A 13339-nucleotide genomic window follows, 5' to 3' on the forward strand; every position below is an offset into this window, starting at 1 on the left:
ATGACCTTCATGTAATTAAAAAGGCCCTGACCCTGCTGTGAAGGAGCCTCACAACAGGCATCAGGAGCCTGATCCGGAATGGTTCGTTGCCGATTAGCGGTTAAGCAGACTGCCCACATAACGTAACAGTTCATTCGCGCTGGCTGCGGTGTATCCATGTTCCTCAATTAAGCGTTTAATGACTTCATTCATACGTTTCAATTGTGTTGCATCCGGTGTTTTGGTTGAGGTTGTGATCTTGACGATGTCTTTCAGATCGGTGAACAACTTCTTCTCAATCGCTTCACGCAAACGGTCATGACTGCTGTATTCGAACTTGCGCTCCTTGCGGGAGTATGCCGAGATTCGGATCAGAATCTCTTCTCTGAACGCTTTCTTTGCATTCTCGGAGATCCCGATCTGTTCCTCAATGGATCGCATTAGACGCTCATCCGGGTCCATCTCTTCATCCGTGAGCGGGTCACGAATCTTGGACCAGTTGCAGAATGCTTCAATATTATCGAGGTAATTCTCGAATAACGTTCTTGCGGATTCCTCGAATGAGTACACAAATGCTTTCTGCACTTCCTTCTTGGCCAGTTCATCATACTCCTTACGTGCAAGAGCAATGAAGTTCAGATAACGCTCCCGCTCTTCCTTTGTAATCGAGGCATGTTGGTCCAGACCGTCTTTGATCGCCCGCAGAATGTCCAGCGCGTTAATGCACTGAAGATTTTGCTTGATCAAAGCACTTGAGATCCGGTTAATAACATACCGTGGATCAATGCCGGACATCCCTTCATCCAAATACTCATTTTGCATCTCGCGCAGATCGGCTTCTTTATAACCTTCTACTTCCTCACCGTCATACATGCGCATCTTTTTAACGAGATCCATGCCTTGTTTCTTCGTTTCCTTCAAGCGGGTAAGTATCGAAAAAATGGCTGCAGTCCGCAGTGCATGCGGTGCAATATGAACATGCTTCATGTCACTTTGCTGAATGAGCTTGGCATAGATTTTCTCTTCCTCGGACACTTTCAGATTGTACGGAATCGGCATGACAATCATCCGGGATTGCAGTGCCTCATTCTTCTTGTTGGAGATAAAAGACTTATACTCCGATTCATTTGTATGCGCCACAATCATTTCATCCGCACTGATTAAAGCGAAGCGTCCTGCTTTGAAGTTCCCTTCCTGCGTGAGCGACAGGAGATTCCAGAGGAATTTCTCATCACATTTCAACATCTCCTGGAACTCCATCAGTCCACGGTTCGCCTTGTTCAACTCCCCATCAAAACGATAGGCACGTGGATCGGATTCGGAACCAAACTCGGTAATGGTGGAGAAGTCGATACTACCCGTCAGATCGGCAATATCCTGTGATTTCGGATCGGATGGACTGAACGTTCCTATCCCCACCCGATTATCTTCGGAAACAATGACCCGTTCCACCGGCACCTTGCTGATATCACCACCATATTCGGTACGGAGTCTCATCTGGCAGGATGGGCAAAGGTTACCCTCAATACGGACTCCAATTTCCTTTTCCACTTCAGGACGAAGCTCCAGTGGAATCAGATGCAGCGGTTCCTCATGCATCGGGCATCCATCAATGGCGTATATGGCACCTTTCTCTGTCCGCGAGAACTGTTCAAGCCCCCGCTTCAGCAGCGTCACCAGCGTTGATTTCCCTCCACTTACGGGACCCATCAGGAGCAAAATCCGTTTACGTACATCCAGACGACGTGCTGCCGAGTGGAAGTATTCTTCAACCAACTTTTCAATCGAACGATCCAGTCCAAAGATCTCCTGTTCAAAAAACTTGTACCGCTTATGCCCACCTACTTCTTCTACGCCAAACGATTCAATCATCTCATACACTCTGGCGTGAGCCGTCATTGCCGGAGTCGGGTCCTCTCTCAGCAGTGCAATATAATCTTCAAATGTTCCGTTCCATGTCAAACGGTCACTCTCTGCCCGATGTTCCGCAACGCGTTCAAAAATATTCATGCTTGGTACCTCCCATGGCTCCTTTAGTGTGATTGTCAACCATTCCGAATGGTATGAAGAAATCAATAGAATTGCGGCTCCTGCTTGAATACCAATCTTGCGGTCCTGTGTAGTCCCGCCACCCTCTGTCCAAACGTCTTGTTTTGTTGTGAAAAGTGTATTACATACCTATGCGGCAATTCGGATAAGTTGACCTCTTTTTTTTCAATCAACCGCTTCGAATTTTGGCTTTTCCCTGTTCTATCAGACATCTTGTGCCTTCAGAAAAAAAAGAACGAATATGATATAATGAGGGTTCTAAATTCAGGACACCGGACAACACATGGTCAGAGACAGGCCACTTCTGGAAAGGAGCACGGACGATGGCAGTGAAATACGAAACAGAATTATATTCGCCTGTGAAGGCTTTCTTCGAGCAGCGTGGCTTCGACGTCAAGGCGGAAGTCAGACATTGTGACCTCGTCGGGGTCAGATCGGACCAGAACGAACCACTCATTGTGGAAATGAAAAAAACATTTAACCTCTCCCTGTTGTTGCAGGGCATGCAGCGATTGAAGCTTAGCCCGTTTGTGTATCTGGCCGTCGAACGTAATCGCAGCAAACGCGGAGCTGTGAACCAACGCTGGAGCGAACTGACCGCACTATGCAGACAACTCGGTCTGGGGCTGCTGACTGTCACATTTTACAAAACCAAAGCTCCCCTGATTGATGTACTGTGCGAACCATCTGCCCAGACGGCCCTCACTAGCCACAATCAAGTTACCCGCAAAAGCGGTATTCGGCGGAAACGTTTGCTTAAGGAATTCGATGAACGCAGCGGAGACTACAATACGGGAGGCAGTACACGCAGACAGCTGGTCACCGCATATCGTGAGAAGGCCTTACGCGTCGCATCCGCTCTACGGACGAACGGAGAAGCCTCTCCTGCCAATCTTGCCAGACAGACAGGTGTAGGTTCTGCAGCGGCGATTCTGCAAAAAAATTATTATGGCTGGTTTGAACGCCTCTCCCGCGGAAAGTATATTCTGACAATTAAGGGAGTACAGGCGTTAACCGAGCATGCACACATGCTTGAGGATAATGATATGATTGAACAAACCATTAATGAACTCGATGTAACGTATTCTGTATCTGGTGATAATAAGGACGACCTTGCACACATCGCTGAAGCAGCGGAGTTTTACTTAAAAAATACAGGCAAGATCTGAACCGAATCATCTGAAGTAACGGATGTGAAAAAAATGAGAATGCAAAAAAAACACCTGTAATCTCCACTGGAGACTACAGGTGTTTTGATGTGTTCTATATAGAAGATTGTTATTAGAATTTTACTGCTACTTCGGAAGCCAATTTCAGACCTGCAGTAACGATTTCTTCAGCACGATCTGCAGAAGCGTTATGTCCTTCAACGATAACCAATTCAGGGTTTTGAATGCCCCAGAAAGCCAATACGTTAGTTACATATTTAACAGACATTTCAACAGAAGCCATTGGCTCTACGGAATAAACGCCACCACGTGCGTTCAGCAATGCCACTTTTTTGTCGCCTACGAGACCTACAGGGCCTTCAGCTGTGTATTTAAACATTTTACCAGCTTGGCTCAGGTAGGAGATGTAGTTTACCAGTGGAGCCGGAACAGTGAAGTTCCAGAGTGGGAATGCAAATACCACTTTGTCTGCTGCCAAAAATTGATCTTGCAGTTGTGCAGCAAGCGCTGCAGCTTTTTGCTCTTCAGCAGTTGCTTCAATGCCGTTTGCTGCTTTATAGCCACCTGTAATTACAGTGTTGCCATAGTAAGGAATATCTGTATTGTAGAGATCCAGCTCAGTAACTGTGTCACCTGGGTGGGACTCTTTGTATGCGCTCAAGAATGCATCGTACAATTTAACGCTGACTGCTTGATCTGCAGGACGGTCATTTGCTTTTACGAATAAAATATTAGACATGTTGAATTTTCCCCCGTTAAATAAAATATATGAGTGCTTTTTCTGAACTGGCCACCATTGTAGCTTATATAAAGAAACCAACAACTCATTAATACATATTATATATAAAAATGTTAGTGGATGCAATAACGTAATCACTTTGGTCATGAACCAATTTTAATTTTTGCTACAATCTATTTGTTGATCTGACTTAGCTACGAGCCGTAAATTCGGAAATGGCTTCACTGATCAGGTTCATGCCAAGCAGCAATTCATCCCGGCCTGGATGGCTAAAGTTCAATCGAATGTAACGTTGATCCTGTACACCTGTGGAGCATAGCGATCCAGGAAGAAAAGATACACCTTTGGGCAAAGCCGCCTTAAGCAGAGCGCCACTATCCAAACCTTCAGGCAACTGTACCCACAGATACATTCCGCCCTGAGGGATGTTGTACTGACACCCTTTCCAGCCCGGTCTCTTCAACAGTTCAAGCATCAGTTTGAGTCTTGTCTTATACTCCCTATTCAACATGGATAGGTGATCACTCCAACGAAAAGGGGAATGGGCAAGCAATTGATACAACAGCCGCTGATTCATCGGACTGGACTGACCATCTGCAATTCGTTTAACCGAGGCCATTGCCTGAATCAGCGCAGGATGTCCAGCAGCCCATCCGGTTCGAAGAGCGGGCGCTACTGTTTTGCTGAATGAACCAATGTAGAGAACATGTCCACCCTGATCGGCAGTATCCAGTGCAAAGAGTGAAGGATATTTACGATAGAATTCCGTTGGCTCAAGGCCATCGAAATGGAGCTCTCCGTAAGAATCATCTTCCACAAGCAGTACACCATAGCGCGAACACAGCTCAAGGACAGCCTCCCGCCGCTCCATACTCCACAAAGCACCGGTCGGATTCGAGAAACTGGGTGCAGCAAAAAGCAGCTTCGGTCTAACCTGCTGCATGTGTTGCTCCAAAAGGTCTGGCAGTATGCCGTCCCGATCACCCATTACGGGCACAATCTTGGCTCCTTGCATCTCCAATACCTCAAGACAGCCTGGAGATGTGGGATGTTCAACCAGTACAGAATCTCCTGGCTCAAGCAATAGACGCATCACCAGATCGATGGCCTGCTGGGTACCAGTGGTCAACAGAATCTGCTCGGGTACCGTTCGTATGCCTTTGCGTGCATTCCAGTCTTTGTTCAACCACTCTCTTAGGGGCGTGTAGCCTGCTGGCTCTCCATATTGCAATGCGGAGGGGCCTGAACTAAAGACAGACACGGCTGCTTCTTCCAACAATTTGAAAGGAAACAACTCCTCCGCAGGCAATTCTTCTGCCAGAGAAATGAAATAATCCCTGCCAGACATCTCACGTATATCCCTCAGTGGTGATGACAAAAGCCTGTTGGTACGGGAAGCAAAGAAATATTTCATCGATCCGTTCCCCTTTCGTCCCTATTCCGAAACTGTAATCGCAGTCCGCAGCCCTACAACCTATTCCTGCGCGCCATCGAATATGACCGGATGCATACAGAACTGTTGTGATCATGGGAAGAACAAACCTGTTTCGTCAGGATCCCGTCTTCACTTGTCTTGCATACAAGGCATAACGTTCAATGGCCTGTGCTCTACTGCTTACTTCCAGCTTCACGTATATTTTACGCAGGTAATTATCAATGGAACGTCTGCTAACGTTGATCTCATTCGCTATTTTATCATAGGTTACACCCTGAACAATTCTTTCCATGATAAAAGTTTCGGTTTCTGTTAATTCAATGACACGTGCTTCTGTCGGAGACTCCACAGGTTGCGCCCACTCCGCACTGTTTAACCACGACAATGGAATGGACACATGGCCCTCACGTAATCCAGAGATCAGATGAATCAGCTGGCTAGGGGAAGCCTGTTTGGATAACATGCCGCTTGCACCAAGGCTCATCAGATGACGAAACAGCTTCACATTGTCTTCATCCGTCAAAATGATGATGTGACTGTGAGCTGACAGATTCTTCATCTGGGCAATATATTGATCTGCCTGGCCCTCTGGAAGACGATAATCCATGAGAATCAGATCAGGCTGGTGAATATTCACCAGATCGAGCCCTTCTGTTCCGGTCGAAGTCATGCCACGTACCGTCAGATCTTGCTGCTCTTCCAAAATCAATTTTGTACCGAGCATGCTGGTGGGGTGGATATCTATGATGACCACCTGCCATACTTTTTTCATTGTTGTTCCCCCTGTTATGTATTGGACAAATAACTTCTAGCTTCTATCATGATATTTCCATTGTCTATGCGACAGTCCGAGTATAGAAGAAGCATAGGTCGGATTATGTCGAAAAACAGAAAAATACAGGAGGCAGCCGATAAAAAAGCTCTATTTTCACTGTATTTTGTTATAAAAACACCATGACGTCCATCTTCCCATCCCCGGAAAGGTCAAAATATAGTATAAATTTCCTGCATTTCTATCTAAAAAAGTCGAAAAACCTGCCCAAAGTTCCTACTTATTGCATCTATAAGAAATTGTATCCTAGGACTTCCTTCCGATGCAATCTCTTTTTACTCTATTAAGTAAAGAATTTCATTTTTGCGTAATCAATAGGGGCATGATAGAATGAGGACTGGAAATTTTTTTGTACCTATTAATGACCAGGAGTGATGATATGAAACCATCTGCCCCGTCCTCTGACATCCATCACACCCGGAGCGCCAAAGGCAAGGCTGGATCTTCAATCAAGCTGTTTCTGGTAATGTGGATTGTCCTCATTGCACTAGGAGTCGTTGGAACCTACTATTATAGTAACCATCTCCAACAACAGATGATTAACCAGCTTCAAGCCCATAATCAGCAGCAGATTGCAGCGCTAAAAACCGACTACGAAAATCAGCTAACAACGATATCTAAGGAAGTAGAAGACCTGCAGGGACAGGTTCAATCCTTCAATGAATTGCTGACTTTCACCAAGGATAATGCAAGTGACAAAACGGATAACAGCAACAAACTGTATACCCAGCTGAGCGAAGTCAAAAAACAACTGGAGACACTCCAGAAAAAGATGGACCTGCTCAAATGATTACACCCGTCAAACAGGTTAATCGTTTTTTTATGCTTGCACTCGCTCCTTTTGTTGGATTGATATTATGCCTGCTGCTGCTTCGTCCTCCACTTGAACCCGGAGGTTTGATGCCTACCGAACTGTCAGAGGATACGATTACACCCCGGACCCAAGCAATTAGCCAAGAGCTTGCGGGGGCAAAAGATGCTGCTGTCCAGACTTCTTCTTCTATTAAAAGAACGACACAGCTCTATAATAAAACAACAAGTACGATGTCTACACTTGTGCAGAAGGCTTCCGCCCAAGCGGATCGTCCGGAAACGATCTACAACAAACGGATTTCATCCAAGCTTGGCGTTCCATTTGAACGGGTAGACAGTGACCGGCTAACGATTGAAATGTACAGAGTGAATCCTGGCAGCTATAAGGGCTATGCCATGAAGATCAAGTTAAAAGACCCTACGGCCATGCAGATGGCTCTAGACAGTGAACCTGGGCGTTCTGAGACGACCATGCAGGCTGTGAAGCGTAACGGCGCAATTGCCGGGATCAACGCAGGTGGATTTGCTGACAGTGGAGGCAAACGTTATCCACTTAGCACAACCGTCATGGACGGGAAATACGTGAACGGTTTCCAGGCCAGTTTCAAAGATCTGTTTTTTGTAGGACTTAATGATGCCGGCAAACTGGTTGGAGGCAAGTTCTTTGACAAAAACTCACTGGATCGCCTGCAACCACAATTTGGAGCTACGTTTGTACCCGTGCTGCTACAGAATGGACGTAAAACCGCAATTCCCGACAAATGGAAAGTATCACCAAAACGAGCACCACGTACAGTCATTGGCAATTATAAGGATGATCAGTTATTGATTATTGTAGTTGACGGATATAATGAGGGCGGAAGTTCCGGTGCTACCCTTGAAGAGTTGCAAGGGAGGTTGTACAAGCTTGGGGTGATCGACGCCTATAATCTGGATGGCGGTGGATCATCCTCGCTTATTCTGAATAATCGGGTCGTGAATAACCCTTCAGATGGCAGCCTCAGACCGGTGCCCACACACTTTTTATTTTACAAATAATAGGGTGAAGCATTTCTTTTCTACCTATAATGGTTATAATAGAAGAAAATGAGCTTGTGCAGGAGGTGCGAAGGGCATGTCATTTTCACTGACATTCTGGATTATTGCAATTGTATTGACTCTCTTCATTACAGGCATTCTCACTTCATCCTACAACAATGACAAAACAAAAGGCTTGTAAAGGCCAAGCCTCTCTCCGGAGAGGCTTTTTCTATTGCTTCATCCTCGAAATAGCAAGAGACAAGGCTTAAAAGAATGATTCGATTCTTCTAAGCCTTGTCTCTTGCTGTATTCGGGATCAATAGCTAACCGCCCGGTCATTCCGCATAGATATAACCGAATCAGACGAAATAGGCCCACTCACCGACCCGCCCTCAACTAATGTGACATAAATTCGTTCATGATCGACGGGTTCTCCAGCAATAATTTTGATCAATTGTTCAGCAGCGAGCGATCCCCACTTGCGCTTGGAATAATCAATGCTTGCCAGTCTCGGCTGCACGTATTTGCTCAATTCAATATTGTCGAATCCAATGACATCAATCTCCTGACCAACGCCAAGTGCACTGTCTGCCAGACGATCACACAAGCCAATAGCCATCTCATCATTGAGGCAGAATACCGCTGCGGGTCCATCATACACCTGCGCAATTTGATCTGCGGCTTTTTCTCCACCACTCTTTTCAAAATCTCCCGTGATCTCAATCCATTCCACATCGGCTTCACGTTCAGCAACCTGTCTCACAGCCTTTAACCGCTGCACAGAGTCAAACGAACCTTCCGGTCCTGTCACCACGTAGATTTTCTTGTGTCCCTGTTCAATAAGATGTTCCATCGCAAGTGTTGCCCCGGCCTTATTATCCAGCAGAACCTGATTAATGTTGGGATGATCCATCTCACGGTCCAATACAACGATTTTGTGCCCACGATCGGCATACTGCATTAGTTCCTCACTTGCAAACGTATGATCCAGAATGATCGCACCATCAATCATTCTCTCTGGAAGCATGCGATGGGATTGTTTACCACTGCACACGATCAGGTCATAGCCTTGAGCATTACATACGGCTTTCATGCCACTCAGCAAGTCTCCATACACATCTCCTCTAAAATCGGTCAAGAATACACCTAGAATTTTGGATTCCCTCTTCTTCAGTGTTCTTGCTGCGGCATTTGGAACATAGTTCAGTTCTTTGGCAATGGCCAAAATTTTGGAACTCGTCTCATCGGTCACTTTGTTGCTGCCATTCAGCGCATATGACACAGTAGAGATGGAAACTCCCGCCTGTTTGGCGATATCCTTGATACTGACCACATTCTTCGCTCCCCTGTTATGTTCATCAGGCCTTTCATAACAAAAGGCCTGACACATTACTCTTTTCATTCACCGGATTAAACAAGTCTGAATGATTTCTTCTGAGTATCCCGACTGTTTGCACCCACAAGAATATGGAACTCGCCTCGATCACTGCGATGGCTTAAGTCGGAATGGTGATAACGAAGCTGTTCTTCATTTAAAGTAAACGTAGCTGTACCACTCTCGCCTGGCTCCAGTGCAAGCTTCACATATCCTTTCAGCTCACGCATAGGACGAACAACTTCACCTGTTACATCACGAACGTACAACTGGACGGTCTCCACACCTGCGCGCTCACCTGTGTTCGTTACACGTACTTGGATGCTCAGGGACTCTTTGGCAGTCATCTCGTTACTTGACACTTCAAGATCACCATAAGAGAAAGAAGTATATGAGAGACCATAACCGAACGGAAGCAGAGGTTCATTCGGGCTGTCAATGTATTTGGAGACATAACGTTCTTCTGTCTTCTCCGGGTTCAACGGACGACCTGTATTGAAATGGTTGTAATAGACCGGAATCTGACCTACGGATTGTGGGAAGGACATCGTCAGACGTGCAGATGGATTCACTACACCTGTCAGAACATCTGCGATCGCTGCCCCGCCTTCACTACCTGGGAACCAAGCTTCAAGAACTGCATCCGATTCATCGATTACACCATGCAGATCCAATGGACGGCCGTTGAAAATAACGCTGGCAATCGGTTTTCCCGCTGCTTTGAGCTGTTTAACCAATTCCAGTTGGGCTGCTGGCAGACGAATATCCGTGCGCGAGCCACCTTCTCCACTCATCTCTGAGTCTTCACCAAGAGCAAGGACAATCAGATCTGCTTTGCTTGCCACTTCCAAGGCTTCGGCGATCTGCTCAGCTGTAATCGTATGAACATTACTGCCTTGAGCAAATTGAACTTTCCCACCCGTCAGGCGTTCTTGCAGAGCTGTTCCCAACTTAACTGCGTCTTCCTTAACCCCTTCACAGGACCACCAGCCCAGAATATCAGGACTCTGTGCAAAAGGACCAATGAGGGCTACATTAGCGTCAGGTTGAAGTGGAAGCACGCTGTCATCATTTTTCAACAAGACAGCAGATTTGGTTGCCAGTTCATACGATACCTGACGGTGCTCTTTGGAGAATACAATCTCACGTTCACGTTCAGGATCAGCTGCACGCAGCGGGTTATCGAACAATCCCAGCTTCTCTTTCAGTTGCAGAATTCGCAGAACAGCTTCATCAATGAGCTTCTCTTCCACTTCACCACTCTCAATCAGTTCAGGCAAATGATGCACATAACAAGGTGTCATCATCTCCATATCTACTCCTGCGCGAATGGCACGATATGCCGCTTCACGATCATCTTCTGCAGCACCATGCGCAATCATCTCGCGAATGGAAGCCCAATCCGAGATTAATACACCATCAAAGCCCCACTCGTCACGCAAAATGCCGCGCATTAACTTCTCATTGCCACTTGCCGGAATACCGTCAACCGTATTGAACGAAGTCATGACCATCTCCACACCCGCATCCAACGCTGCTTTGTACGCTGGCAAATAGTACTCACGCAAGTTACGCTCGGACATGTCCACCGTATTGTAATCCCGACCACCCTCAGCTGCTCCATATGCCGCAAAGTGTTTAACACAGGCTGCAAGACGATCTGGCTCATCCTTCAAGCTATCGCCCTGATATCCACGTACAAACGCAGCCGCAAACAAACTGTTCAGAAAAGGATCTTCTCCTGTCGTTTCCATCACACGACCCCAGCGCGGGTCACGAACCAGATCCACCATCGGTGCAAAGGTAACATGCAAACCGGATACAGCTGATTCACGTGCTGCAATTTCAGCACTTTTCTCAGCCAGTTCTGTGTCCCATGAACAACCGATCGCCAGTGGAATCGGGAAAATGGTTTTGAATCCATGAACTACGTCAGCCATGAACAAAAGCGGAATGCCCAAACGGCTTTTTTTCATATAAGCTTGCTGTACATCAATGATGGCCTGCGCACCGGACAACCCCAGAATGGACCCACTGGCATCCACGGACTGCTCCGTAATCCCCATCTCTTCCATCGGCCCTGTGATCTGACCTTCGACATTTGTTCCTTCATAAAAGTTGGCAGTCAACTGAAGAAGCTGAGCTGTTTTTTCCTCCAACGTCATCTGTTTTACCAGGTCTAACAACTGCTCGTTATTCATCTGATCGTATCCTCCACTACAAGTTGTTGAAATAAAGAACCCGGCTGCGTTCGGGGAGAGACCGCGCACCGGGTTCAAAATGAATTACTGAATGATTACTAGAATTTATCGTTTAGCTCATCCAGGTAAGGTTGAACCAGGGACATTTTACTGTTTACCCATTCTTTCCAGTTCGCCTCTAGATCTCCGTTTTTGAGGATCAAGTTGGCATATTCGTTCTGGTAGTCGAATGAAGCCTGACTCTTAGCTTTGGAATCGTACAGGTTGACATCCCAATCGTAAGTTGCAAGGGATTTACCTTCTGTACCAAGTTTTGCTTTTTCTTCGAACAATTTCACGGCTCTATCACGGTAATCTTTTTTGATTGCAGGGTTTACAACACTGAAGTCGTCACCGAGCAGATACAGACCTTCGAAACGTGCTGGATATTTATCTTCCAATACCGTTCCTTCTGGCAACAAGCTAACGAGTTCGTTGTTTTCATCATATTTCCAATCTTTTCCTTCAAAGCCCATATTGATGAGCAACTGTCCTTCTTTTGTTGCGGAGTAATCGATCAGATCCATGATCCGTTCGAATTTCTCGTCACTGATGTCCGGATTGAAGATCAATGCAGACCAGAAGTTGGCTTGCTCCATGTTACGGTATTTCCCGTCATCGCCTACTACGATTGCTGTGTGTACCAGTTCATCACTATCTACACCCAGATTTTTTCTCATATCGGAATCCAGACCTTGTCTGTACGAAGCCAATCCGCCCAGACTTGTTACAGCAGCTGTACCTGTTACTTTGAAGTTGTTTTGACCTTCATTGTTTTTCCATGTGTAGAACTCAGGATTGAGCAGTCCGTCTTTATAGGCTTTTTGCATCAATTTAAGTCCTGTCAGCGTTTCAGGATCTGCTGGTCCCCAGTGGAATTGGCCATCTTCACCTTTGTAGAACGGAGAGTCAGTCATGGCATGCACACTGTTTGGCATAATCATGTTTGTCATGGCATCTGCCGCATTGTAGGACAGAGGTACAAGTTTGTTACCCACTTTGCCTGGATCTTTTTCTTTCACTAGTGCAGCATATTCATTCAATTCGGTTGTTGTATAAGCATCTTTAAGTTCAAAACCAACTGCTTCAGCCCAGTCTTTACGAAGCGCGATGACACCAATTTGGTTCGTCAGTGGGTCAGCTGGTTTGTTCTCGAAATAGATTGGTCTAGGCAGGACATATGTTCCACCCGTCAATTCTTCCAACTTGTCTCCAAGACCCGTCAAATTGTAAGCTGCTGCCACGTTAGGCCAGCGTTCTTTCCAGTCATCCGGGAATTTGTAGAACAAACCTTGTTCAATACTGTTAATGGCATCGCCATGTACGTAGTTCCATACCGCTACATCCGGCAAGTCGCCAGAGTTGATCCACAGACGAAGCTTCTCGCCCCATGAATCCCAATCGATATAGTTGTAGTCCCAAGTTACATTGAATTTGTCTGTCCAGAACTTGTGGAAGTCATTATCCAGGTTCCCGTTTTTGATTTCGGTCAGGTTAGCTACAGAGATGGTCAGGTTGTCTTTGTAATTTCCCTCTGCATCTTTTTCGTTACCACCTGAAGCTCCTTGGCTGGAACAAGCGGTCACCATCAGCATAACTACACTAAGCGTGATGGCAAAGAGAGCTCTTACTGACAACTTTTTGTTCGTTTTCATGTTTTACCCCCATGTTTTTAGTAGAATTTTATT

10 protein-coding genes are annotated in these 13339 nt (G+C 46.1%); 3 read left to right on the forward strand and 7 right to left on the reverse strand.

Annotated elements, in window-relative coordinates; genetic code table 11:
- Positions 1-93: 93 nt before the first annotated feature.
- Entirely contained in the window at positions 94-1989 is a 1896-nt protein-coding gene (locus MHI14_RS21865; protein WP_036610009.1) for a PrkA family serine protein kinase, read from the reverse strand.
- Positions 1990-2351: 362 nt separating this feature from the next.
- Here MHI14_RS21865 and MHI14_RS21870 point away from each other — a divergent pair, with 362 nt between their 5' ends.
- On the forward strand, positions 2352-3197 hold the full coding sequence (locus MHI14_RS21870; RefSeq protein ID WP_339309035.1) for a DUF2161 domain-containing phosphodiesterase: 846 nt from the start codon (positions 2352-2354) through the stop codon (positions 3195-3197).
- A gap of 112 nt (positions 3198-3309) precedes the next feature.
- Here the strand turns inward: MHI14_RS21870 and MHI14_RS21875 are convergent, their stop codons facing one another.
- The 3 genes from MHI14_RS21875 to MHI14_RS21885 all read right to left on the reverse strand — a co-directional run bounded on the left by MHI14_RS21875 (position 3310) and on the right by MHI14_RS21885 (position 6143).
- Positions 3310-3936 (reverse strand): FMN-dependent NADH-azoreductase, encoded by a 627-nt coding sequence (locus MHI14_RS21875; RefSeq protein ID WP_091032692.1) that lies wholly within the window; start codon positions 3934-3936, stop codon positions 3310-3312.
- A 190-nt stretch (positions 3937-4126) separates the two neighbouring features.
- On the reverse strand, positions 4127-5350 hold the full coding sequence (locus MHI14_RS21880) for an aminotransferase-like domain-containing protein (RefSeq protein WP_091032695.1): 1224 nt from the start codon (positions 5348-5350) through the stop codon (positions 4127-4129).
- Between the two features lie 136 nt (positions 5351-5486).
- Entirely contained in the window at positions 5487-6143 is a 657-nt protein-coding gene (locus tag MHI14_RS21885) for a response regulator transcription factor (RefSeq protein WP_133384146.1), read from the reverse strand.
- A 439-nt stretch (positions 6144-6582) separates the two neighbouring features.
- On the opposite strand from MHI14_RS21885, the gene MHI14_RS21890 reads away from it, so the two are divergent.
- Positions 6583-6993, forward strand: coding sequence for a uroporphyrinogen-III C-methyltransferase (locus MHI14_RS21890; protein WP_017689578.1), 411 nt, complete (start codon positions 6583-6585; stop codon positions 6991-6993).
- Positions 6990-8054, forward strand: a complete 1065-nt coding sequence (locus MHI14_RS21895; RefSeq protein WP_091032697.1) for a phosphodiester glycosidase family protein — start codon at positions 6990-6992, stop codon at positions 8052-8054. Before MHI14_RS21890 ends, MHI14_RS21895 begins: the two co-directional genes overlap by 4 nt.
- A 298-nt stretch (positions 8055-8352) precedes the next feature.
- Here the strand turns inward: MHI14_RS21895 and MHI14_RS21900 are convergent, their stop codons facing one another.
- From MHI14_RS21900 to MHI14_RS21910, 3 genes are all read right to left on the reverse strand, one after another.
- Positions 8353-9369 carry a LacI family DNA-binding transcriptional regulator gene (locus MHI14_RS21900; RefSeq protein ID WP_091032700.1) on the reverse strand — a complete coding sequence of 339 codons (1017 nt, stop codon included), beginning with the start codon at positions 9367-9369 and terminating at the stop codon, positions 8353-8355.
- Between the two features lie 77 nt (positions 9370-9446).
- Positions 9447-11612, reverse strand: coding sequence for a beta-glucosidase BglX (gene bglX / locus MHI14_RS21905; protein ID WP_341131196.1), 2166 nt, complete (start codon positions 11610-11612; stop codon positions 9447-9449).
- 98 nt (positions 11613-11710) lie between these two features.
- Complete coding sequence (locus MHI14_RS21910; protein WP_091032705.1) at positions 11711-13306, reverse strand: ABC transporter substrate-binding protein; 1596 nt, start codon at positions 13304-13306, stop codon at positions 11711-11713.
- Positions 13307-13339: the final 33 nt, after the last annotated feature.

The organism is Paenibacillus sp. FSL K6-2393 (assembly GCF_038002545.1).
In the GTDB taxonomy this organism is placed as follows: Bacteria; Bacillota; Bacilli; order Paenibacillales; family Paenibacillaceae; genus Paenibacillus.

What these genes read in the sequence shown, in the direction of transcription:
- MHI14_RS21875 (WP_091032692.1), bottom strand. Translation starts at nt 3,936, where the DNA reads ATGTCTAATATTTTATTCGTAAAAGCAAATGACCGTCCTGCAGATCAA.
- MHI14_RS21865 (WP_036610009.1), bottom strand. Translation starts at nt 1,989, where the DNA reads ATGAATATTTTTGAACGCGTTGCGGAACATCGGGCAGAGAGTGACCGT.
- bglX (WP_341131196.1), bottom strand. Translation starts at nt 11,612, where the DNA reads ATGAATAACGAGCAGTTGTTAGACCTGGTAAAACAGATGACGTTGGAG.
- MHI14_RS21880 (WP_091032695.1), bottom strand. Translation starts at nt 5,350, where the DNA reads ATGAAATATTTCTTTGCTTCCCGTACCAACAGGCTTTTGTCATCACCA.
- MHI14_RS21910 (WP_091032705.1), bottom strand. Translation starts at nt 13,306, where the DNA reads ATGAAAACGAACAAAAAGTTGTCAGTAAGAGCTCTCTTTGCCATCACG.
- MHI14_RS21870 (WP_339309035.1), top strand. Translation starts at nt 2,352, where the DNA reads ATGGCAGTGAAATACGAAACAGAATTATATTCGCCTGTGAAGGCTTTC.
- MHI14_RS21895 (WP_091032697.1), top strand. Translation starts at nt 6,990, where the DNA reads ATGATTACACCCGTCAAACAGGTTAATCGTTTTTTTATGCTTGCACTC.
- MHI14_RS21885 (WP_133384146.1), bottom strand. Translation starts at nt 6,143, where the DNA reads ATGAAAAAAGTATGGCAGGTGGTCATCATAGATATCCACCCCACCAGC.
- MHI14_RS21890 (WP_017689578.1), top strand. Translation starts at nt 6,583, where the DNA reads ATGAAACCATCTGCCCCGTCCTCTGACATCCATCACACCCGGAGCGCC.